This window comes from Mesorhizobium sp. P2_C7 (genome assembly GCF_056404515.1).
This window is the reverse complement of record NZ_JBFUDW010000001.1, coordinates 350,118-371,667: the sequence shown is the minus strand read 5'-3', so window position 1 is coordinate 371,667 and position 21,550 is coordinate 350,118. Positions and strand designations below refer to the sequence as shown.

General features: G+C 63.1%; 27 protein-coding genes. 10 read left to right on the top strand and 17 right to left on the bottom strand.

What is annotated here, in order from left to right; translation table 11 throughout:
* The first annotated feature begins 6 nt into the window (after window positions 1–6).
* Both AC1D2G_RS01865 and AC1D2G_RS01860 read left to right on the top strand, forming a co-directional pair.
* A complete protein-coding gene (locus tag AC1D2G_RS01865; protein WP_095083968.1) occupies window positions 7–1,041 on the top strand; it encodes an aspartate-semialdehyde dehydrogenase in 1,035 nt (344 codons plus the stop codon).
* A gap of 199 nt (window positions 1,042–1,240) precedes the next feature.
* A complete protein-coding gene (locus AC1D2G_RS01860) occupies window positions 1,241–1,699 on the top strand; it encodes an N-acetyltransferase family protein (protein ID WP_477411675.1) in 459 nt (152 codons plus the stop codon).
* Between the two features lies 1 nt (window position 1,700).
* Here AC1D2G_RS01860 and AC1D2G_RS01855 read toward each other — a convergent pair whose 3' ends face one another.
* A complete protein-coding gene (locus AC1D2G_RS01855) occupies window positions 1,701–2,108 on the bottom strand; it encodes an ACT domain-containing protein (RefSeq protein WP_477411674.1) in 408 nt (135 codons plus the stop codon).
* A 177-nt stretch (window positions 2,109–2,285) separates the two neighbouring features.
* On the opposite strand from AC1D2G_RS01855, the gene AC1D2G_RS01850 reads away from it, so the two are divergent.
* The 3 genes from AC1D2G_RS01850 to AC1D2G_RS01840 all read left to right on the top strand — a co-directional run bounded on the left by AC1D2G_RS01850 (window position 2,286) and on the right by AC1D2G_RS01840 (window position 4,331).
* Window positions 2,286–3,191, top strand: coding sequence for a bestrophin family protein (locus AC1D2G_RS01850; protein ID WP_477411673.1), 906 nt, complete (start codon window positions 2,286–2,288; stop codon window positions 3,189–3,191).
* 184 nt (window positions 3,192–3,375) lie between these two features.
* Entirely contained in the window at window positions 3,376–3,786 is a 411-nt protein-coding gene (locus tag AC1D2G_RS01845; protein ID WP_477411672.1) for a DoxX family protein, read from the top strand.
* Window positions 3,787–3,803: 17 nt separating this feature from the next.
* Window positions 3,804–4,331, top strand: a complete 528-nt coding sequence (locus tag AC1D2G_RS01840; protein ID WP_477411671.1) for an SRPBCC family protein — start codon at window positions 3,804–3,806, stop codon at window positions 4,329–4,331.
* Window positions 4,332–4,404: 73 nt separating this feature from the next.
* Here AC1D2G_RS01840 and rpsP read toward each other — a convergent pair whose 3' ends face one another.
* The 7 genes from rpsP to AC1D2G_RS01805 form a co-directional block, all read right to left on the bottom strand.
* Window positions 4,405–4,806, bottom strand: a complete 402-nt coding sequence (rpsP, locus tag AC1D2G_RS01835; protein WP_107651942.1) for a 30S ribosomal protein S16 — start codon at window positions 4,804–4,806, stop codon at window positions 4,405–4,407.
* Window positions 4,807–4,901: 95 nt separating this feature from the next.
* Window positions 4,902–5,228: a chorismate mutase gene (locus AC1D2G_RS01830; protein ID WP_095083976.1), complete on the bottom strand. Its 327-nt coding sequence runs from the start codon at window positions 5,226–5,228 to the stop codon at window positions 4,902–4,904.
* Between the two features lie 7 nt (window positions 5,229–5,235).
* Entirely contained in the window at window positions 5,236–6,837 is a 1,602-nt protein-coding gene (gene ffh, locus AC1D2G_RS01825) for a signal recognition particle protein (protein WP_457152344.1), read from the bottom strand.
* Between the two features lie 287 nt (window positions 6,838–7,124).
* Complete coding sequence (locus AC1D2G_RS01820) at window positions 7,125–8,132, bottom strand: lysostaphin resistance A-like protein (RefSeq protein WP_477411670.1); 1,008 nt, start codon at window positions 8,130–8,132, stop codon at window positions 7,125–7,127.
* A 132-nt stretch (window positions 8,133–8,264) separates the two neighbouring features.
* The gene (locus AC1D2G_RS01815) at window positions 8,265–8,861 is read right to left on the bottom strand and encodes a DUF1236 domain-containing protein (RefSeq protein WP_477411669.1); all 597 of its coding nucleotides are present in this window, start codon (window positions 8,859–8,861) and stop codon (window positions 8,265–8,267) included.
* Window positions 8,862–8,925: 64 nt separating this feature from the next.
* Complete coding sequence (locus tag AC1D2G_RS01810) at window positions 8,926–10,023, bottom strand: zinc-binding metallopeptidase family protein (protein ID WP_477411668.1); 1,098 nt, start codon at window positions 10,021–10,023, stop codon at window positions 8,926–8,928.
* Between the two features lie 85 nt (window positions 10,024–10,108).
* Window positions 10,109–11,356 (bottom strand): flavin monoamine oxidase family protein, encoded by a 1,248-nt coding sequence (locus AC1D2G_RS01805; protein ID WP_477411667.1) that lies wholly within the window; start codon window positions 11,354–11,356, stop codon window positions 10,109–10,111.
* Between the two features lie 147 nt (window positions 11,357–11,503).
* On the opposite strand from AC1D2G_RS01805, the gene AC1D2G_RS01800 reads away from it, so the two are divergent.
* Complete coding sequence (locus tag AC1D2G_RS01800) at window positions 11,504–12,301, top strand: lytic murein transglycosylase (RefSeq protein WP_477284365.1); 798 nt, start codon at window positions 11,504–11,506, stop codon at window positions 12,299–12,301.
* Window positions 12,302–12,516: 215 nt separating this feature from the next.
* On the top strand, window positions 12,517–13,188 hold the full coding sequence (locus AC1D2G_RS01795; RefSeq protein ID WP_477411666.1) for a hypothetical protein: 672 nt from the start codon (window positions 12,517–12,519) through the stop codon (window positions 13,186–13,188).
* Between the two features lie 75 nt (window positions 13,189–13,263).
* Here AC1D2G_RS01795 and AC1D2G_RS01790 read toward each other — a convergent pair whose 3' ends face one another.
* A complete protein-coding gene (locus AC1D2G_RS01790; RefSeq protein WP_477411665.1) occupies window positions 13,264–14,487 on the bottom strand; it encodes an argininosuccinate synthase in 1,224 nt (407 codons plus the stop codon).
* 198 nt (window positions 14,488–14,685) lie between these two features.
* On the opposite strand from AC1D2G_RS01790, the gene AC1D2G_RS01785 reads away from it, so the two are divergent.
* Window positions 14,686–15,327, top strand: coding sequence for a LysE family translocator (locus AC1D2G_RS01785; RefSeq protein WP_477411664.1), 642 nt, complete (start codon window positions 14,686–14,688; stop codon window positions 15,325–15,327).
* On the opposite strand, the gene AC1D2G_RS01780 is transcribed toward AC1D2G_RS01785, so the two are convergent.
* The 3 genes from AC1D2G_RS01780 to rlmN are packed head-to-tail and all read right to left on the bottom strand — an operon-like array spanning window position 15,299 to window position 17,459.
* Window positions 15,299–15,784, bottom strand: a complete 486-nt coding sequence (locus AC1D2G_RS01780; protein ID WP_477411663.1) for a hypothetical protein — start codon at window positions 15,782–15,784, stop codon at window positions 15,299–15,301. The two genes, AC1D2G_RS01785 and AC1D2G_RS01780, sit on opposite strands and share 29 nt — an antisense overlap.
* Window positions 15,781–16,227 (bottom strand): hypothetical protein, encoded by a 447-nt coding sequence (locus tag AC1D2G_RS01775; protein ID WP_477411662.1) that lies wholly within the window; start codon window positions 16,225–16,227, stop codon window positions 15,781–15,783. Before AC1D2G_RS01775 ends, AC1D2G_RS01780 begins: the two co-directional genes overlap by 4 nt.
* A complete protein-coding gene (gene rlmN, locus AC1D2G_RS01770; RefSeq protein ID WP_477411661.1) occupies window positions 16,224–17,459 on the bottom strand; it encodes a dual-specificity RNA methyltransferase RlmN in 1,236 nt (411 codons plus the stop codon). Before rlmN ends, AC1D2G_RS01775 begins: the two co-directional genes overlap by 4 nt.
* 271 nt (window positions 17,460–17,730) lie before the next feature.
* Here rlmN and AC1D2G_RS01765 point away from each other — a divergent pair, with 271 nt between their 5' ends.
* Entirely contained in the window at window positions 17,731–18,030 is a 300-nt protein-coding gene (locus AC1D2G_RS01765; RefSeq protein WP_477411660.1) for a hypothetical protein, read from the top strand.
* A gap of 117 nt (window positions 18,031–18,147) precedes the next feature.
* On the opposite strand, the gene AC1D2G_RS01760 is transcribed toward AC1D2G_RS01765, so the two are convergent.
* From AC1D2G_RS01760 to AC1D2G_RS01750, 3 genes are all read right to left on the bottom strand, one after another.
* Window positions 18,148–18,651, bottom strand: coding sequence for an invasion associated locus B family protein (locus AC1D2G_RS01760; RefSeq protein ID WP_457152049.1), 504 nt, complete (start codon window positions 18,649–18,651; stop codon window positions 18,148–18,150).
* 275 nt (window positions 18,652–18,926) lie between these two features.
* A complete protein-coding gene (locus AC1D2G_RS01755; protein ID WP_095084391.1) occupies window positions 18,927–19,289 on the bottom strand; it encodes a YkvA family protein in 363 nt (120 codons plus the stop codon).
* A 116-nt stretch (window positions 19,290–19,405) separates the two neighbouring features.
* The gene (locus AC1D2G_RS01750; RefSeq protein ID WP_095084392.1) at window positions 19,406–19,702 is read right to left on the bottom strand and encodes a 4a-hydroxytetrahydrobiopterin dehydratase; all 297 of its coding nucleotides are present in this window, start codon (window positions 19,700–19,702) and stop codon (window positions 19,406–19,408) included.
* 51 nt (window positions 19,703–19,753) lie between these two features.
* On the opposite strand from AC1D2G_RS01750, the gene AC1D2G_RS01745 reads away from it, so the two are divergent.
* Window positions 19,754–20,272 (top strand): low molecular weight protein-tyrosine-phosphatase, encoded by a 519-nt coding sequence (locus AC1D2G_RS01745; RefSeq protein WP_095083983.1) that lies wholly within the window; start codon window positions 19,754–19,756, stop codon window positions 20,270–20,272.
* Here the strand turns inward: AC1D2G_RS01745 and thpR are convergent.
* Together thpR and AC1D2G_RS01735 are read right to left on the bottom strand one after the other, a co-directional pair.
* Window positions 20,176–20,772 (bottom strand): RNA 2',3'-cyclic phosphodiesterase, encoded by a 597-nt coding sequence (gene thpR / locus AC1D2G_RS01740; RefSeq protein ID WP_095083984.1) that lies wholly within the window; start codon window positions 20,770–20,772, stop codon window positions 20,176–20,178. The two genes, AC1D2G_RS01745 and thpR, sit on opposite strands and share 97 nt — an antisense overlap.
* A 125-nt stretch (window positions 20,773–20,897) precedes the next feature.
* Complete coding sequence (locus tag AC1D2G_RS01735) at window positions 20,898–21,542, bottom strand: arylesterase (RefSeq protein ID WP_477411659.1); 645 nt, start codon at window positions 21,540–21,542, stop codon at window positions 20,898–20,900.
* Window positions 21,543–21,550 lie beyond the last annotated feature (8 nt).

Below are 21,550 nucleotides of genomic sequence, written 5' to 3'. Positions count from 1 at the left end.
ATCTTTATGAGTTTCAAGGTTGCGATCGTCGGTGCCACAGGCAATGTGGGCCGGGAAATGCTCAACATACTGGAAGAGCGCGGCTTTCCAGTGAGCGAAGTTGTGGCGCTGGCCTCGCGGCGCAGCCAGGGCACGGAAGTGTCGTTCGGCGACCGCACGCTGAAGGTCAGGGCGCTCGACCAGTATGATTTTTCCGACACCGACATCTGCATCATGTCGGCCGGCGGCAACGTCTCCAAGGAATGGTCGCCGAAGATCGGCAAGCAGGGCTGCGTCGTCATCGATAATTCGTCGGCCTTCCGCTACGATCAGGATGTGCCGCTGATCGTGCCGGAAGTGAACCCGGACGCGATCTCGCTGTTCACGCGCAAGAACATCATCGCCAACCCGAACTGCTCGACGGCGCAGCTGGTGGTGGCGCTGAAGCCGCTGCATGATTTCGCCACCATCAAGCGCGTCGTTGTCGCCACCTACCAGTCGGTGTCGGGCGCCGGCAAGGAAGGCATGGACGAGCTGTTCACGCAGACCCGCGCCGTGTTCGTCGCCGACCAGGTCGACGTCAAGAAGTTCACCAAGCGCATCGCCTTCAACGTCATTCCGCATATCGACGTCTTCCTCGACGACGGCTTCACCAAGGAAGAGTGGAAGATGGTCGCCGAGACCAAGAAGATGCTCGACCCCAAGATCAAGCTGACGGCGACCTGCGTGCGCGTGCCGGTGTTCATCGGCCACTCGGAAGCGGTCAACATCGAGTTCGAAAAGCCGATCACGGCCGACGAGGCGCGCGATATCCTGCGCGAGGCGCCTGGCTGCCAGGTCTTGGACAAGCGCGAGGACGGCGGCTACATCACGCCGCTGGAATCGGCCGGCGAGGACGCCACCTTCATCTCGCGCATCCGCGAGGATTCGACCATCGACAACGGCCTGTCGATGTGGATCGTCGCGGACAATCTGCGCAAGGGCGCGGCGCTCAACGCGGTGCAGATCGCCGAGCTGCTGGTCGAGCGCGGCCTGATCCAGCCGAAGAAGAAGGCGGCATAGTTTTCGCTCACGGGCCGTATCGCCGCTGCCGCGGCTGGCCCTCCGCGGGGGCGCCGGAGAGCCGGCGGCCCGAGGTCGCGGGCTCGGCCTTCGGCCGGGGCGTTTCTTCCTTCTCTCCTTGTGGGAGAAGGTGGATCGGCGCGTAGCGCCGAGACGGATGAGGGGTGTTCCAGCGGAGTGAGACGTTGGCGTTCCCTTCATGACTAACACTCAGCCCGTAGATATCATCCTGCGTCCGGCCATCGGTTCGGACGCCGCCGCCATCGCGAAGATCATGAGGGCGGCGCTTGGGTCGTTCCACTGGATGCCGGTCATCCATACGCCGGACGAGGACCTTGGCTTCATCCGCGATATCGTGCTGCCACGGCAGCAGTTGACGGTCGCCGAGGCCGGCAAGGCCGTTGTCGGCTTCATTGCCATCGGCGGCGAGTGGGTGGAGCAGCTCTATCTCGATCCGGCCTGGACGGGACAAGGCATTGGCAGCCGGTTGCTGATCAACACGACCGCCGCCTTGCCGGCGGTCAGGCTGCACTGCTTCCAAGCCAATACCGGCGCCCGGCGCTTCTATGAGCGCCATGGCTTCATTGCCGAGGGCTTTGGTGACGGCACCAGCAACGAAGAAGGTCTGCCTGACATCCTCTTTGTCCGCAGGCGTTGATTCAGCCGGCGCTGTCCTTGGCCAGCTGGCGCAGCAAATCCAGTGCCTCCTCCGCCCGGTCGGCAGGGACGAACAGATGGTCGTGATAGAAAGCCGAGACCGGGTTGACGCCCATGCCGGCGGCGGCCAGCCGCGTGGTGATGGCGGCGAGGAAGCCGACGGCTTCCAGCGACGAATGGATGTTCAGCGTCACCATCCGGCAGCGGAAGGAAGCGGCTAGCCCCGCAGCGCCGGCCGAACCCTCAGTCACGATCAGCGTCACGCCCTCGCGCTCGCGGAAGATCATCACTGGGTCGAGGCCTTCCGGCTGGGCAACGCCGGGCGCCAGCGTGGCGAAGACATAGGTGCCGGCCAGAAGTTCCGGCGTCATCGATGCCAGCAGTGTCCTCAGATCGGTCTCGCCGGCCATTTTTTCCTCTCGACTGATGCAGGGCGCAGGCTCTTCAATATCTGCCGCCGAAGCATACCGATAGTGGCACGGCTGCACGCACGACATGGCGATGTCGCTGACGGCTGAGCTTGCCGGCCTATTGCCTCGCACACTAGAGAGGCTGAGGACCAGGTGCCGGTCCGTGAAAGGCTCTCGATGATCGTTCGCCCGCGCCCCACCTTCCTGCAGCTGTTCTTCGTCATGCGCGGTTCGGTGGTGCCACGTATCCTGCCGCAGATCCTGGGTTTCGCGCTTTATTCCGCGGTCATCCTTGCCGTGGCGCGCCAGTTCCATCTCGATTTCAGCGTCTTCAACATCACGCCTTTTGGGTTGGTTGGCGTCACGTTGTCGATCTATCTGTCGTTTCGCAACAACGCCGCCTACGACCGCTGGTGGGAGGCGCGCAAATTGTGGGGCACGCTGGACTTCGAAATCCGCAATCTGGCGCGCGCCACCACCAGTCTCATCGCCGATCCGGCCGAACAGCGCGCGCTGCTGATGGAGGCGCTCGCCTTCTGTCATTTCCTGCGCGGCCAGTTGCGCAAGATCGACAGCATGAAAGAAGCCCGTGCCTTCATCGCCGCCGAGGCGGATACGGCCGCGAACTTCGCCAACCCGGCGGACGAGATGGTCAGGCGCATGGGCCGGCGCGCCAACGCGCAGCGTCGGGCCGGTCAGCTCCATCCAATCGGGTTCCGCCTCCTCGATGAAAGGCGGGCATCGATCACCGCCATCCAGGCGGGCTGCGAGCGCATCGCCGGCACGCCCTTGCCCTTCGCCTATACGCTTTTGGTGCATCGCACGGCCTACATCGTCTGCCTGCTTCTGCCCATCGGCCTGATCTCGACCGCCGGTTGGGCAACGCCGCTGTTCACGGCGCTGATCGCCTACACCTTCTTCGGCCTCGACGCGCTTTCCGAAGAACTCGAGGATCCGTTCGGCACCGAGGCCAACGACCTCGCCCTCGACGGTCTCTGCCGCGTCTGCGAGATCTCGGTGTTCGAAGCGCTGGGCGAGACGCCGCCGAAGATGCTGCCGCCGGAGAAGTTCTATTTTTCTTAGGTGCTCGACACAGGGTTCTGTCGGCCGCAGCGATGTGGAAGCGCGAACGCTGGCGAAGGATCGCGACAGAACGGCTTTGCTGCCACCGGCGCCAAAAAGAATCCTACCCGTGTCGGATCGCCGACGCATACCGCGTCCTTGGCTTGACCCCAGTGTATAGGGCTCGAAACTTGGAGGAAACACTATGAGCATTTCCGAAACCGCGCCCGTCTCGGCGGGCGCCCTGTGGACCGGCCGCGCACTCAGCGGCGTCATCGTGCTGTTCATGATCTTCGACGGCGTCATCAAACTGCCGCCGCTCGACATCGTCACGCAGACGATGGTGCCGCTCGGCTGGCCGGCCGACGTCAATGTCGCGCGCATGCTCGGCATCATCGGTTTGATCTCGACCGCGCTCTACGCCTTGCCGCGCACCTCGGTGCTCGGCGCCATCCTGCTCACCGCCTATATGGGCGGCGCCATCGCCACCAATGTGCGTGTCGACAACCCACTGTTCTCGCACACGCTGTTCGGCGTCTATCTCGGCGTCATCCTGTGGGGCGGCCTGTACCTGCGCGACCCCCGGGTGCGCGCACTGATCCCGTTCAGCCGATAGATACGAAGGAGAGAGAAATGTTCGGCACCATCCTCATCATCCTGGTCGTCATCATCGCCGCCGTGCTTATCTATGCGGCAACACGGCCAAACGATTTCGTCACCACCCGCACGGCCAGCATCAAGGCCCCGCCGGAAGCGATCTTTCCGCTGATTAATGATTTCAGCCGCTGGCCGACATGGTCGCCTTACGAAAAGCTCGACCCTCAGATGAAGCGCACGCTCTCCGGCCCGACAAGCGGCAAGGGCGCGGCCTATGCCTGGGAAGGCAACGCCAAGGCCGGCAAGGGACGCATGGAGATCACGAATTCGGTGCCGTCCTCGCTGGTGTCGCTCAAGCTCGACTTCGAGAAGCCGTTCAGGGCCAACAACAGTGTCGACTTCACTCTGAAGCCTTCGGGCGACAACACCGCCGTCACATGGGCGATGCGCGGCAGCCGGCCCTTCATCGCCAAGCTGATGGGCCTGTTCATGAACTTCGACACGCTGATCGGCAAGGATTTCGAGGCCGGCCTCGCCAATCTGAAACGCCTCGGCGAAGAGTAGACTTGGGCGGCAGCGTTCAAACAAAAACGGCGGGCACAGGCCCGCCGTTTTCGTGAATGCGATACGGCAATACTTATTCGGCGGTGGCAGCTTCCGCCTCGGCCGGCGCAGCCGCAGCGGCCGCGACAGCGGCGGCAGCGTCTTCCTGCGCCTTCTTCAGCAGAGCAGCCCGTTCCTGCGCCTTCTTGCCCGGCTCGGCCTTCTTCGGGTTGGAGCGGGCGTCGCGCTTGGCAAGGCCGGCCTCGTCGAGGAAGCGCAGCACGCGGTCGGTCGGCTGGGCGCCATGCGACAGCCAATGCTTGACGCGGTCGGCGTCGACCTTGACGCGCTCGCCGTCCTTGGGCAGCAGCGGGTTCCACGAGCCGAGCGACTCGATGAAACGGCCATCGCGTGGGGAACGGGCGTCGGCAACGACAACGTGGTAGTAAGGACGCTTCTTCGAGCCCGCGCGGGCCAGTCGGATCTTCAAGGGCATTTCTTTTCTCCTAAAAACTCTGATTTCGTTAGTTGGTTTGTGGTTTTCGTTATCCCAAAGCCGCTGCGCAGTTTTGGGCGATATGCACTGGTTTCTCAGCCGGCTTTCGTCACACCGTTGGAAGCGGCGATCTGTTCGTGGTGGCGGATCACTTCGCGGACGACGAAGTTGAGGAATTTTTCCGCGAAATCCGGGTCGAGATGCGCATCCTTCGCCAACTGGCGAAGGCGGGCGATCTGCTGCTGCTCGCGTGCCGGGTCGGCCGGCGGCAAGCCATGCGTCGCCTTCAGCACGCCGACCGCCTTGGTGCAGCGGAAGCGCTCGGCCAGCATGTGGATGAGTGCCGCATCGATGTTGTCGATCGAGGCGCGATAGTCGGCCAGGATGGTGCGTGCGTCGGCCATGTCCTTTTCTTCGTTCATCGCGTCCTCACTTCTTCTTGCCAAGCCCGGGCAGTCCGCCGCCGCCCATGCCGGGAAGTCCCGGCAGCTTCATGCCGCCGGGCAGACCTGGCAGGCCACCGCCGCCGGGAAGACCACCGGGCAGGCCCTTCATGCCGCCGAGGCCGGCCGCCTGCGCCTGCTTCTGCAAGGCTTCGAGCTGCTTGGGATCCATCTTCGACAGGTCTGGCATGCCGCCGCCCATGCCGCCCATGCCCGGCATCATGCCGCCGAGGCCCATCTTGGAGGCAAGGCCGCCCATCATGCCGCGCATCAGGCCGCCGCCTTTGCCCTTGCCGCCCATCGCCTTCATCATGTCGGCCATGCCGCGATGCATCTTTAGGAGCTTGTTGATCTCGGCGGCGTCGGTGCCGGAACCGGCGGCGATGCGCTTCTTGCGCGAGTGCTTGAGGATATCGGGGTTGGCGCGCTCGGCCTTGGTCATCGACGAGATGATGGCGAGCTGGCGGCCGAACATCTTGTCGTCGAGACCGGCAGCGGCCATCTGGTCCTTCATCTTGCCCATGCCGGGCATCATGCCCATGATGCCACCCATGCCGCCCATCTTCGACATCTGCTGAAGCTGGCCGGCGAGGTCGTTCAGGTCGAACTTGCCCGACTGCATCTTCTTGGCCATCGCCGCCGCCTGTTCGGCGTCGATGTTCTCGGCGGCCTTTTCGACAAGCGAGACAATGTCGCCCATGCCGAGAATGCGGTCGGCGATGCGCTTGGGGTGGAATTCCTCCAGCCCGTCCATCTTTTCGCCGGTGCCGATCAGCTTGATCGGCTTGCCGGTGACGGCACGCATGGAAAGGGCGGCACCGCCACGGCCGTCGCCGTCCATGCGGGTCAGCACCAGCCCGGTGATGCCGACGCGCTCGTCGAAGCTCTTGGCCAGGTTGACGGCGTCCTGGCCGGTCAGCGAGTCGGCGACCAGCAGGATTTCATGCGGGCTCGACACCTTCTTGATGTCGGCCATCTCGACCATCAGCGGCTCGTCGATATGGGTGCGGCCGGCGGTGTCGAGGATGACGATGTCATGGCCGCCGAGCTTGGCCGCCTGGACGGCGCGCCGGGCGATGTCGACCGGCGACTGGCCATCGATGATCGGCAGCGTCGCCACCTTGACCTGCTCGCCGAGCTGGCGCAGCTGCTCCTGCGCGGCCGGGCGGCGCGTGTCGAGCGAGGCCATCAGAACCTTCTTGTTCTGACGCTCGGAAAGGCGCTTGGCGATCTTGGCCGACGTGGTCGTCTTGCCGGAGCCCTGCAGGCCGACCATCATGATGACGACCGGGGCCGGCGCGTTGAGGTCGATGGCGACGCCCTCGGCGCCGAGCATCTCGACCAGCTCGTCATGGACGATCTTGACGACCATCTGGCCGGGCTTGATCGACTTGACCACGGCGGCGCCGACGGCCTTCTCGCGCACCTTGTCGGTGAAGGAGCGCACCACTTCCAGCGCCACGTCGGCTTCGAGCAACGCACGGCGCACTTCGCGCAGCGCGGCCGAGACATCAGCCTCCGACAGCGCGCCGCGGCCGGTCAGGCCGTTCAGGATGGAGCCAAGGCGCTCCTGAAGCGATTCAAACATCTTGCGTCCTTTGATCCCGGTTCATTCGACCCGAGAGGTAATGCGTTCGCGCCAGGTCGCCAAGCAAAAGCCAATACCAAAAAGCACCCGGGGGCGCTCAGCGCTGCCGGGTGTTGGCCTCCAGGATCGATTTACAGCACTTCACCTCAAAGAGGCTTCGGCGTCCTGGTCGGCTTGCTCGGAGGGATACTCGTCGCGGAATTCGGGGCGTGTAGACAGGAAATCTGCGGCAGAGTCAAGACAAGGCCTGGTTGACGCCCTTGCCGATCGCGTCGCGCCGAGCGGAATCAATTCGCGCCGCTCGCTTCCGAACGGTCGGCCGTGACCTTGAGGACCGAGCGTGGATGCAGCAGCAACGCAACCGTCAGCAGGCTGCAGGCGATGCCGATCAGGGCAATCAGAATTGCATCCGACACCATCCAGCCCGCCCCTTCGAGCGGCTTGGCGACGAACAAGGCGAAGGAATTGTAGCTCTGCTGGTGCGAGATCAGCAGGAATCCGCTCAGATTGTTGCCGAGATGGGCGCCGAACGCAGCCCCGAGATTGCCGGTCGCATAGACCACAAGCGTCAAAAGCAGCGCGAAAGCGGCGACCGAAGCCAGCACGCAGGCGTTGATGGCGGCCGACGAGTTATTGCTCCAATGCAGCGAGGTGAACAGCAGGGCCGGCAGCAACGCCCAGATGAACGGGCTCTTGAACCGGCTTGCGAGACCGCGCAGCAGATAGCCGCGAAACAGCACCTCTTCCGAAGATGTCTGCAGCAAGGTGAGCGCGACGATCGGGATCAGGAACAGCAGCCAGGACGACAGGCTGATCGGGCCGCGCGCAATCTCGGGCTGCAGCAGATAAAGCAGGATTTCGGACAGAAACGAGGTGATCAGTACCGCGATCAGCCCCTTGAGGAAGCCCGACCGCGACACACGACGGCTGACGCTGAAGAGTGCCGACAGCTTCTCGCCATGAACCCAGCGCATGGCGATCCACAGGCCGATCCAGATGCCGGCAAAAGAGGTGAGCGCGGTGAGGATGCCGATCGGCGAGGCGAGGAAGTCCTGCATCGCTCCATCGGCTGACGGAGCCGCAGATGCCTGCCAGGTGAAGAAGAGATAGGCGCCGCCGAACAGCACGGCCACGGTCGTTGCGGCCCAGAACAGGACGACGATCGCCGTTCCCACGAACAGGCGCGGCAAGGTCGTCCTGGCATTCGGCGAATGCCGGTAGCGTTCGAAGTCGGCAGGGTCGATCACGCGAATTCCTTGGGCAAGTGCTTCGGGGGCAAGTGCTTCAGGTCGCATGATCTAGGAGATCGCCGTCTCGCGCGCAATCATATCTGCCTCGCGGACTTCGACGGTTCGCACGGACCGATCCGACGTGGCGACATGCGAGAGGCGACCGCCGCTGCGCTTCGCAGCGGTCGCCTCGCAACGTCAACGCACGACGTACATGATGCGGCGCGTCGACGGATCGACCAGCGCCGGCTGACCGTTCACATAGACATAGCGATAGTTGTAGTCCGGAATTTCGCGCAGCTCGACCGTGTCGGGCAAGGTCGCGCCGGTCACCACCTCGCCATCGAGATAGACGGGGTCGAGGCGATGCGCGCCGACATAGGTTCTGACCTCGGTCGGAGGCGGGGGAAAGGCATCGTTGAGCGGATCGCTGGCGATGATCGCTCCGGTGTAGTCGGTCGAGTAGCCCTCCGGCGGCGAGACGATCGCGACTTTGGAACCGTGCGGCCGCTGCGTCAGCACCACCCGGCTGCCGCCGAAATCAGCCGTCACATAGTCGGAATAGACCCAGCCCTGACCGCCGGCTTCGGCGATGGTGCACCATTTGCTGTTTTCGATGCAGCCATTGAGTGTCGCCGACTGGCCGGCGGCGAGCACGCCAATCACCGGATATTGCGGACCGGGGCCGGCGCGCACGTTGAGATCGGTGACGGCGGAGACGGCGGTGTCGGCAAACGCGGCGCCCGACATCATCGTCAGTATTCCGGCGACTGCGGGAAACAATACGGATTTCATGGTTTTCTCTCCGTTTTCATGGTCCCTCGCCAGCGAAAACGGGGCAGTGGCGCATGCGTTCCCGCTAAAACGCCTGCGCCAACTCACGATTTGTTCCGGCTTCCTTTGGCAAATCAGTCAGAAGTTCGTGAACGAAGGCCAATTTCCGCGCCGTGACATCTGAAATGACGAAGGGGTAGAGGTCGGGCAGGCCCATGCAGCGGTTGATCGAATTGGAGGCTTCCGACAGCACCAGCCAGCGGGCGAGGATCTTTTCGAAAGGCTCAGGTGCTGCGGCTGGCTCCGAGGGCGCCGCCTGCAGTCCGCCGCCGGTGTCGCCTTGCGGCAAGTCGTTGGCCTCCACCGTCTCAAGCCGGCCGAGCGGGAAGTTCAGTGCATGGACCATTTCCAGCGTGTCGGTGATGTGCAGATGGTGGGCCCAGGTTTCCGCCCAGTCCTCCCACGGATGCGAAGTGGCATAGGCCGAGATGTGGCTTTGCTGCCAGTCGGGTGGCGCGCCGCTCGCATAATAGGTCTTCAGCGCCTGTTCGTAATCGGCGCGTTCGTCGCCGAACAGCGCACGAAAGGACTCCAGCCTCTGGGGATCGTCGCGGATCAGGCGATCCCAGTAGTAATGGCCGAGTTCGTGGCGGAAATGGCCAAGCAAGGTGCGATAGATCTCGCCCATCTCGATGCGCCGCCTTTCGCGCTCGGCCGAGTCGGCTTCGGCGACGTTGAGCGTGATCAGGCCATTGTCGTGGCCGGTCAGGATGCGCTCACCGCCGGGACCGCCGCCGATCGGATCGGCCAGCAAGTCGAAGGCAAGGCCGACCTCGTCGGCAGGGTTCTGCTTGGGCGCGACCGACAGTCCGACGGCGAGCAGCGAATAGATGGCACGCTTCTTCGCCGCCTCGACGCGGATCCAGCGGCGGCGATTGCCGTCGACCGACAGATCCGGGATCAGCTGGTTCAGCACGCAAGCGCGGCAAAAAGCCTGTCCCGGCTCGGCCATCCAGTTGCAGGCGCATTCATCCGCATTGGTGCACTGGAAGATGCCGTCGACACCCGACAGCGCAAAACGCGCATGCTCGGGATCGTAGAGCACGAAGCTCGAGCAGTTCAGGCACTGGGCGTTCTCGAAATAGAGGCGGTGGCCGCAATGCGGGCAGTCGAAGAGTTTCATGTTGGTCTCAAACCTTCAGAGCCAGCATATAGGTGCACGGCGGCCCGTGCCCAACGCGAACCGCCGGCCGGTGTTCCGATCGAGGCTATTTTGCCGCAAGCTGGGCGACGACCTGTCTTGCCACCGCTTCGCCCGACAGCCTTGCCCCACCGCACGTCTGGATGAGCGGACCGGCGAGGTGCTCGCCGGCGAAGAAGATTTTTTCCGCCACCGGCTGCATCAGCGTCGCACGGGCCAGCGACCGGCCGGGTCGGGCTGCAGCGTAAGCGCCGCGCACGAAGCGCTCGCCGCCCCAATTGGTCATCATGGCGCGCGCCACGTGCTTGCGGGTGTCGCTGCCGAAAATGCCGCACAGCCGGTCGACGACGAAGTCGATGCCCGCCGCCTCGCCCGCTGCAGACATCTCCCAGGCGAAGTCGCCGCCGACGAAACCGACCATCAGGTCGAGGTCGAAAGGGAAACACAGGAAATAGATGTCGTGCCGGGCCATGCGCTCGATCAAAAGGTCGTCGAAAGGCTGCAGGCCAAGCCTGGTGCCCCGGATCTCGACCGGCAATTTGGTCAGCATGCCCATCGGCAGGTCGAAGAAGGCACCAAAATGCGTGTCGGGAAGTGCCGGCGAGAATTCGATCTCCTCAAAGGCGAGCACCGCAGGCGAGGCCGTGACGATGACCGCTTTGGCACGAACGGTGCCGCGATCGGTGACGCACGCGACGCCTGGCACGTCCCACAGAATCCTGCGCACCGGCGTCGACAATTCGACCGGCAGGTCGGCGCCGAAGCGGGCGACCAGCGCGCCAAAGCCTTCCTTGCTGAAATAGTTGGGGTCGAGATCGGCGGCTGCCTGAAAGTCGAGGATCGAAATCTCGTCCTCGTCGGCACCGAAATCCATCGGCCCGGCGAAGGTTGCGGCGGCGCGCGGCGCGTGGCCCTTGGCGAGCAGCGCCGAAAGCCGGTCGTCGTCGCCCTCCTTTACCTCATGCTTGGCCAGCAATTCGAACAGCCGCGCGTCGGCCGCCTTCATCTCGGCTTCCTCGGCCTCGCTTGCCTTGCGCTTGCGATAATAGAGATGGTCGACATTCATGTCGTGGTGATGCAGCGTCCAGCCGGCCGCCTGGGCTTCCGGATAATAGGGGTTGCGGTCGGCGGCGTGCAGCCAGGCGCAGCCGATGTCGAAGGGGATGCCGAAATGCTGGTCGCTGGTCCATGCGCGGCCGCCGATGCGGCCCATCGCTTCGAGCAGCTTGAAGGAGAGGCCGGCTGCCTGCAAGGTCCTGGCCGCGGCCAGACCCGCCGAGCCGGCGCCGATGATCACGACATCAACGTCTTCCATGGCTATTTCGCCCCCGCCACAATATTCACTTGATCGTAGGCAAATTCCCCGGCATTCGCCAGCACTGCAGCAGAGACAGTGACAAGTGCGGGTTTCGCTGGCAAATTCGCAAACGGGACGTGATTCAGGCAATCAGGAGAGAAAAGCATGGCATTACTTGCCAAGGGTAGAATTTTTGTGACCGCGGTGGTGGCGGTGCTTGCGCTGGCGACGGGCGCGCAGGCTGCGGCCAGCTGTGGCAAGACTGGCGCCGGCTTCGAAGCCTGGAAGCCGGAGTTCGCCGCGGAGGCCAGGGCCGAAGGTGTGGGCCCCAAGGGTCTGGCCGCTCTGGCCGGCGCGACCTACGCGACAAGGACGATCTCCGTCGACCGCGGCATTCACAAGGCTTTCAGCGGCTCGGTGGAAGATTTCATGAAGCGCCGTGGCGGCGCTGCGATCATTTCCAAAGGCCGTGCGCTGAAGAAGTCGAACGCGGCGCTGTTCGACAAAATCGAAAGCAACTATGGCGTGTCGCCAGGCGTGCTGCTCGCCATCTGGGGAATGGAGACTGGCTTCGGTTCGGCGATGGGCAACCAGAATACGGTCTCTGCCATTTTGACGCTGGCCTACGATTGCCGCCGCCCGGAATTCTTTTACCCACATGCCATTGCGGCCCTGAAGCTGGTCGATCGCGGCGCGTTGACCTCCTCGTCGGTCGGCGCCGCGCATGGCGAGATCGGCCACACGCAGTTCCTGCCCGGAAATGTCTTGAAGTACGGCGTCGGCAGCGGAAACCTGCGCGACAAGGCCACTGCGTTGGCTTCCACCGCCAACTTCCTCAAGGGTCATGGCTGGCGGGCCGGCGCGAGCGCGCAGTCGAATATCGGCGCCATTGCCGGCTGGAATTCCGCCAGCGTCTATCAACAGGCCATCGCCCGCATCGCCACGGCGATCGATGGCGATTGAAGAGACGTCTCTGTAAAAGATCTCCGTATTGCAGAAAGCCCGGCCATGCGCCGGGCTTTTCTATTGATGCTGACGTGCTAGCGTCGACCGCAACTTTCCTGCGCGGCCATGGCTGGAACCCCGGTGCCGGTTACAGTCTGGGCGAGACCGAGCTGTGACTGAATGAGCAGGCTTTCGCATCAAAGCCAGGGAATGGGAAGAATCGGGGGCGCAAGATGTCTAGGGTCGTTCAGAAGGTCGGCCAGCGCGGCAGCCTGAAATGGATACAGCGCGCGGTGAATAGAACTCCACGCGTGCTCAGCGGGCCCCTTGGTGAATTTGTTGCAACTGCAGCGTCGACGGTTTGGCTGTCACCGATAGCGAATGATGACTACGCAGAGTACCGTGATCGCGATTTTCTCGATCTGGTCGGTGTTGGTGAGTTGTCCGGTCGTCTCTCGGAGTATTGGCCCCAACGCGGACCCCAGTGGGACGCGCTTGGCAGGACGAGTGCAGGAGATATTCTGCTGGTCGAGGCGAAGGCGCATATTGCCGAGTTGTGTTCGCCAGCCTCATCGGCCGGTCCGAGATCGCGCATGGTCATCGAGAAAGCGCTGGCTCAGACTATCGAATACCTCGGAGCAAGACCGCGCGCGCCGTGGGTCGATGTATTTTATCAATTGGCAAACCGGCTTTCCCATTTGCACTTCCTTCGTCGCGAGGGGTGCAAAGCTTGGCTCGTGCTGGCGAATTTCGTCGGAGACCGGGACATCGGAGGACCCGAAACAAGAGCGGAGTGGGAGGCCGCGTACAAGGTCGCCCACCATATCATGGGGCTTTCCGAACGACATGCTCTCAGTCGCTATGTGGTCCACATCTATCCGCATGTGTCGGACTTGGATATTTAGCCGGCAGATTATGACTCGCGTCGCGGTAGCAGTCCAAATCCGGCCAAAGCCGGGTTTGGACATGCCATATGATGGTCAGCTCTTGCGGCTGCGTGCTGCCAGCGTGCGCAGCCTCAGCGCATTGAGGCGGACGAAGCCGGCGGCGTCCTTCTGGTCGTAGGCGCCGCGGTCGTCCTCGAAGGTCACCAGTGCATCGGAATAAAGCGTCTTCTTCGACTTGCGGCCGGTGACCATGACGTTGCCCTTGTAGAGCTTGAGGCGCACCGTGCCCTCGACGTCTTCCTGGCTCTTGTCGATCATCGCCTGCAACATCAGCCGTTCGGGCGCGAACCAGAAGCCGTTGTAGATCAGCTCGGCGTAGCGCGGCATGAACTCGTCCTTCAGGTGCGCGGCACCACGGTCGAGCGTGATCGATTCGATGGCGCGGTGGGCCGATATCAGGATGGTGCCGCCGGGCGTCTCGTAGACGCCGCGCGACTTCATGCCGACGAAGCGGTTCTCGACCAGGTCGAGCCGGCCGATGCCGTTGTCGCGGCCGAGATCGTTGAGCGCTGCCAGCATGGTGGCCGGCGACAGCTTCTTGCCGTTGAGCGCGATCGGGTCGCCCTTGAGGAATTCGATCTCGATCTCGGTGACCTTGTCCGGCGCATCCATTGGCGAAACGGTGCGCTGGTGGACGAATTCCGGCGGCTCGCTCCACGGGTCTTCCAGCACCTTGCCCTCGGAAGACGAATGCAGAAGGTTGGCGTCGACCGAGAACGGCGCGTCGCCCTTCTTGTCCTTCGGCACCGGTATCTGGTGCTGCTCGGCGAAATTGATCAGGTCGGTGCGCGACTTGAACGACCAGTCGCGCCATGGCGCGATGACCTTGATGTCGGGGTTCAGCGCGTAAGCCGAAAGCTCGAAGCGAACCTGGTCGTTGCCCTTGCCTGTGGCGCCATGCGCAATCGCGTCGGCGCCGGTCTCCCTGGCGATCTCGACCAGATGCTTGGAGATCAGCGGCCGCGCGATCGAGGTGCCAAGCAGGTAGGTGCCTTCATAGACGGCGTTGGCACGGAACATCGGGAAGACGAAATCTGAGACGAATTCCTCGCGCACGTCGACGACGCGGATATCCTTGATGCCCATCATCTCGGCCTTGCGGCGGGCCGGCTCGAGTTCGCCGCCCTGGCCGAGATCGGCGGTGAAGGTGACGACCTCGGCGCCGAGTTCGGTCTGCAGCCATTTCAGGATGATCGATGTGTCGAGGCCGCCGGAATAGGCGAGCACGACTTTCTTGACGTCTTTTGCTTCTGACATTTGGCGGTTCCGCGATCACGAGTTCTCGGCGGGCGAGGTATCACGCCGTTTCCGGGCTGCGCAAGAGACGAACGCCGCGGACCGTTGGGTCAACGGGACACGCCTAGGCGCTGGATCAGCCTTTCAGCCGTCCAGTTGCTGGCAGCGATGGTTGGTATCCATTATAGGCTTGCGTGTTCCCGAGCCAAAGGGCCGTCCATGTCGTTCATCCCAGACACAGCCACGCTGCTCCAGTTCGCCATCGCCACCGTAATCCTGGCGATCACCCCCGGACCGGACATGACCTTGTTCGTCTCGCGCACGCTGAGCCAGGGCCGCGCCACCGGCTTTGCCTCGATGGCGGGCGCGCTGTGCGGCACGCTGATCCACACCACGCTGGTTGTGGTCGGTGTCTCGGCGCTGATCGTCGCCTCGCCGATGGCCTTCTTCGTGCTGAAGATCTTTGGCGCCGGCTATCTGGTCTTCCTCGCCTGGCAGGCGATCACCAGGGGCTCGGCGTTTTCGCCGGAAAAGAAGACGGGGCCTCAGATTTCGCTGTTGCGCAGCTGGGCGGCGGGGCTCGGCGTCAATCTGCTCAACCCGAAGATCATCCTGTTCTTCATGACCTTCCTGCCGCAGTTCGTCTCCGCGCATGATCCGAATGCGCCGGGAAAGCTGTTTTTCCTCGGCGCGATGTTCATCGTGCTGTCGATCCCGGTGACCGCGCCGATGGTGCTGGCGGCGGAAAAATTCTCGGCGGCGATGAAGGCCAGCCCGCGCGTGACGCGGGTGGTCGACTATCTCTTTGCCGGCGTGTTCTCCGCCTTCGCTCTCAAGATCCTGACGGCCCAGGCGAAGTAGGCGCCTTCTCATCCTTCAACCACCAGCTTCCGGCCCAGCGCCCGGCGCTAAGCCAGTAGAAGATGCCGCCGACCATGCCGCCGCCGACCACTGCCATGATGGCGCTGGTCTCCCTGACCGCGAAAGCCGAGTCACGGGCATTGTCGACCAGGCCGAGGAAAACGGCCGCGACCACCGCGCCCGCCAGCGTATAGAACAACCAGTCGCGCCGGCCGAGGAGCTCGGCAAGCAGGATGACGATCGCCGCTGGCATGAAGGCGAAATAGGCGACGAACAGGGCGACGAAGGGAATTGAGAAATACAGGGAGGCGGTTGCCGTCGGGTGCGCGTGCTCCGGCATGTAGCCGAGCGAGGCCAGGAACAGGATGTTGAGGAAGGCGCTCGCCGCCAGCGAGGCCACCGCATAGCCGAACAGGATGACGGCGAAACGGACGAGGTAAGCAATGAGGCGGCTCATCCCAGATCCCGGCGTGTGAGGTGACCGGACTTACGCCCGGCCAGAAGCCAGTAGACCGAACCGGCGGCAATGCCGGCCGTGGCCAGGAAACCGAGATAGCCCGGATTGAAAACAAAGCTTCCGGCCGAGCGCGGGATGGAAACACCGAAGGCGGTGGAGGTAACCGCACCCGTGGCTGCAAAAAAGAACCATCCTCGAAGCGACAGCCGTTCGGCGACAAAGATCGCGGGGCCGACGATCAACAGCGCGCCGACCATCACGGTCAACACGGCGAGCGGGAACGAGCCCAGCCAGTCGAATGCGAAGATGATCGACCAGTTGCCGTCTTCTATCCCTTCCAGGAGGGCGATCAGCAGCACGGGCACCAGGATCGAGGTCAGCACGGCAAAGAGGTAGCCGACTGCTACTACGGCGAGGCGTCTGAGCCAGGCGAAGCGGCTCACGCCTCGCCGTGCCCCGCAATCATCATTGCTTCCAGGGCCAGCCGGTCGACCTTGCGCATCCGCTCGGAGTCGGACTTCAGCTGGCCGCAGGCGGCCAGGATGTCGCGGCCGCGCGGCGTGCGGATCGGCGAGGCATAGCCGGCATTGTTGATGTAGTCGGCGAATTTCTCGATCGTCTCCCAGTCCGAGCACTGGTAGTTGGTGCCCGGCCACGGGTTGAACGGGATCAAATTGATCTTGGCCGGAATGCCCTTGAGCAGCTTGATCAGGCCCCTGGCGTCCTCGATGGAATCGTTGACGTCCTTCAGCATCACGTATTCGAAGGTGATGCGCTTGGCGTTGGACAGGCCGGGATAGGCACGGCAGGCGGCGATCAACTCCTTCAAAGGGTACTTCTTGTTGATCGGCACCAACAGGTCGCGCAAATCGTCATTGGTGGCGTGCAGCGAGATCGCCAGCATGACGCCGATCTCCTCGCCGGTGCGGAAGATTTCGGGCACGACGCCGGAGGTCGACAGCGTGATGCGGCGCTTCGACAAGGACAGGCCGTCGCCGTCGGAGGCGATCAGCAGCGCCTTCTTCACTGCCTCGAAATTATAGAGCGGCTCGCCCATGCCCATCATGACGATGTTGGACACTTTGCGGCCCTCGGCCGGCACGATGGCGCCGTCGGGCGTGTCGCGGTCGGGGAAATCGCCAAGCCGGTCGCGGGCGGTGAGCAACTGGGCGAGGATTTCCTCCGCCATCAGATTGCGCACCAGCTTCTGTGTGCCGGTATGGCAGAACGAGCAGGTCAGCGTGCAACCGACCTGCGAGGAGATGCAGAGCGTGCCGCGGCCTTCCTCTGGAATATAGACGGTTTCGATCTCGACCGGCCGGCCGGCGCCGCGCGGCGGAAAGCGGAACAGCCATTTGCGGGTGCCGTCGGAGGAAATCTGCTCCTCGACGATCTCCGGCCTGGCAACCGTAAAATGCTTGTCGAGTTCGGCGCGCAAATCCTTGGAGATGTTGAACATGCCGGCGAAGTCGGAAACGCCGCGCACATACATCCAGTGCCAGAGCTGCTGGGCGCGCATCTTCGCCTGGCGCTCAGGCACGGTGCCGGATGCCACTAGGGCCTCGCCGAGCTCGGCCCGCGTCAGGCCGATCAGCGACTGCTTTTCCGGCTGTGCGGCGCGGGCGCGCAATGCATCACGGGCGCCATCAGCGGTGAGATCGAATGAAAGGGTCATGGTTGCACTGATATAAGCGGTTTGCGGCCGATTTCACTTATCGGGCCGGACATGAAGCGCGGCGCATAGCACAGGTTGGCGGCGGAGTCATGCAGGGAGAATGCAACCCGATGCACGTTGGCTGACAGCCTGTTGCGATCATCCGGCGGCCTTGCCCCATCTTCCCGCCGCAAAAGAACCGATCACATGGTCGTGTTTGCGTAACGTTTCCCATCGCGCCTTCGAAATCCGAAGGGGGCAACCATGCCCCTACAAAATGGGAGTATGCAGAATGAACTCTTTCAAGCTTGCCGTTATTGCCGGCCTCGTCGGCCTAACCGCCTCGCAGGCACTTGCCGAAGACGCGATGGGCACGATGACCATGATGAAGGGTGGAGAAGTGATGGCGATCATGCCGGACGGGCATATGGGCACCATGATGCCGGATGCAAAGATGGGCGCCGAGATGATGAAGATGGCAAAGCCAATCAAGCACTGCATGATGATGATGACCGACGCCAAGGGCAAAGCCTTCATGATCGATACGTCGACCAAGAAGGCTCAGGCCGAATGTGAAAAAATGGCTATGTAAGACTGAACCGTCGGCACACACGCCGGCCCGAAAAAGCAAAAGGCCGGGCTTTGCGCCCGGCCTGTCATGAAAAACGACGCTTTGGCAAAACGAAGCTTTGCCTATTTGCACTTTTGCCTATTTGCACTTGGCGATCGAGGACAGCGCTGCCGAAATGCCCTTCAGCGAGAAGACATAGGAGGTGGGATTGCCGCGTCCGGACTTCGCCGTCACCTTCATGTCGGTGCCGGTTTTCATGGCGGCGATCAGCACCGGTTCCTCGGCGGCGTTCTCGACCCAGGCCGACTTGCCCCGCGTGAACATCGAGAACGACTTCTTGTCGATGGTGACGGTGGCCTTGGAGCCTTCCTGGAAGGTGTAGCCGGCGATGAATTGCGGTTCGTAGGACACCTGCTGGCCGGGCCGCTGGCTGACGAAGAAGAACATGTCGCCATGGTCGAGCGTCGGCGGCTGCTTGTCGGTCGGCACGGTCAGGACATAGCAGACCTTGCCGCCCGATGCCTGGTAGCTGTAGGTGCCCCAGGCATTGTGCTGACCGATCTTGGTCGCCGACTGCGCCAGTGCCGGCGCTGCCACGGCCACCAGGACCAGGCTCGAAACTGTAGCAATCAATCCGCGCATCGTTTTTCCCGTATTCCAAAGGTGCGGCGGCAGGCCGGCTTGGCGTCCTGCCCGTCGCTTCATTTTGATTTAATCTGGGTTAACAAACGGTGAATTTCCTTTGAGAAAAGGACCCGCACCCCAGGAAACCGCCGCCATTCCCGCGCCACCGCCTTGCGAGCGGGTGGCGCGACGTCCCTTTCGCGACTTGGAGGCCACGAAAGCGGCAAGAGTTTGACTTTTTGCTTTGCCGCCAAACGCAGGCTCCAAAGGCATTTGCGCGGGCGCCGGCCTGCTCAGCCCTTGTCGGCGATGGCGTCCTTGGCAGCCTGCCGGTGCGCCGGCGTGATGTGGGCGCTGACAGCGGTGATCGCGGCGGTGAGCACGGCGATGTCGTCGGTGAAGCCAAGCCCGAGGACGAAGTCGGGGATGACGTCTACCGGCAGCACGAAATAGCCGAGCGCGGCGAGCAGAATGCCCTTGGCGCGCAGCGGCGTGTTCTTGTCCATGGCGCAGTAATAGGCGGCCACGACCTCTTCCATGAAGGGGATCTGCCGCGCGGCCTTCTTCGCCGTGCGCCAGAATTTCTCGCGCACTTCGTTCTCGTCGCCGAGCTTGCCGCCGAAGCCGAAGAAGTCAAAACCGGATTGTTGCGCCATCAGTTTCTCCTTGCGAGCGTCCATGCGCATTCCAGCGCATGCCCCGCGAGCGAAAATGTGGTGAAACCCGACCCGGGCTACAAGATGCCGGCGCCGATTTGGCAAACCGCTGGGGTTCAGCCACCAAAAAAGCGGTTCATCTTCTTCGCCAAATCGATATCGAGCGCCGTCACGCCACCGGCATCGTGGGTGTTCAGCGTCACGTCGACGGTCTTGTAGACATTCGACCAGTCGGGATGATGGTCCATCTTCTCGGCGGCCAGTGCCACGCGGGTCATGAAGGCGAAGGCTTCGGAGAAATTCGCGAAGGTGAACGTGCGCTTGATCGAGGCGCCATCGGCAGCCAGCGCCCAGCCGTCGAGCCCGGTCAACGCTGCGGCGACTGCTTCCTTGCCCAGTTTCTCTCTCGTCATGTCAGCTTCCCATGCTATTTCGACTGAAGTCGTCACCATAGCGTTGGATCGATGAGCGCGAAGCCCATAAATTCCATTCTTTTCGTCTGCCTCGGCAACATCTGCCGGTCGCCACTGGCTGAGGGGGTTGTTCGCGCCGTGCTGTCAGAGCGCGAATGGGGCGGGGATATGCTGCTCGATTCAGCCGCAACCAGCGGCTGGGAGGTCGGCTCGCCTCCCGATCCACGCTCGATCGCGGTTGCTGTGCGTCACGGCATCGACATTTCCCGGCAGAGGGCGCGCAAGGTCACGCCGGAGGATTTTCATCGCTTCGACCTGATCCTCGGCATGGACCGGTCGAATGTTCGCGACCTGAAAGCGTTGGCGCCGGCAGCCATGCACGACCGGGTGCACCTGTTCCTGGAGTTTGCCAAGGGCAATGCGCGCGACGTGCCGGACCCCTATTATGACGGGGCGGAGGCCTTTGCCTCGGTCTACCGCATGATCCGCGAAGCGTCGGAGGCGCTGGCGACAAGGCTCGAAGCACGGGCGTCCTTGCCCGATAGCGGCCAGGCTTCCTCGACGATGTAGGGGCCGCCGCCGACCGAATCGCGCGACGACATCAACACGAAACGGCCGATGCGGAACGGCAATGTCGAGAAATTGCCACGTGCCGAGAGATACTGGGCGACGTCGAGCGGGGTGGAATTGCGTAAGCGCGCCAGCGTCACATGCGGCATGAACTTGCGCGGATCCGCGGGAATGCCGAGCCGCTGGCAGATGCGGTCGATCTCGCCCTGAAGGGCGGCAAGATCGGGCGAGGCGGAGGCGCCCGCCCACACCGCGTGCGGCTTTTTCTGGCCGAAAGCGCCGACGCCGGACAGGGTCAGCGGGAAGGAGGGGCGGTGGACGCGGTCGAGTGCGTTGGCGATCTCGTCGGCGACATGACCCGGTACATCGCCGATGAAGCGTAGCGTCAGATGATAGTTTTCGACGTCGATCCAACGGGCCCCGGGCAGGCCGCCCCGCAGCAGGGACAGCGAAAGGGCGGCGTCACGCGGTATTTCGAGGGCGGTGAAAAGACGCGGCATGAAGAGCCTCCCTTCCTCGAATCGAATATTAGCCCTAGCGAATCATCGAAAATCAAACGGAGCAAGAGGTTTGTTGGTCACAGGCTTTGTTAAAAGTTTCCCCTGCGGAAGCAATTAGTCCGATCTCACGAACCTCCCGGCGCCGCCGCGATCGCCTTTTCGACCGTCGGCAAGATGCGTTCGACCATTTGGTCGACGCCCTGAGGGCTCGGATGCAGGCCGTCCTCGAGTTGCATGCCGGGCTGACCGGCGACGCCGTCGAGAAAGAACGGGTAGAGCGCAACGTCGTATTTCCTGGCAAGGTCGGGAAAGATGGCGTCGAAGGCGTTCTGGTAGTCGGCGCCGAGATTGGGCGCGGCGCGCATGCCGGCCAACAGCACGGCAATCCTGCGGTCCTTGAGCTTGCCCATCATCTCATCCAGGTTCTTTCTGGCGATGTCGGGCGAGACGCCGCGCAGCATGTCGTTGGCGCCGAGTTCGAGAATGACCAGCTGCGTGCCGTCGGGCACCGACCAATCGAGCCGAGCCAGGCCGCCGCTCGTCGTGTCGCCGGAAACGCCGGCATTGGCGACGGTCACGTCGCGACCCGCGGCGCGAAGGGCGGCCTGCAGTTTTTCGGTAAAGCCCTGGTCCGGCCCAAGGCCGAAGCCCGCCATCAGGCTGTCACCGAAGCCGACGATCTTGAACGGCTCGGCGAGCGCCGACGAAAAGGTGCCGCAAATGGCGAGGAAAACGATGAAGCCTGCTGCAATCAGGCGTTTGAAAGACATGCGGCAAG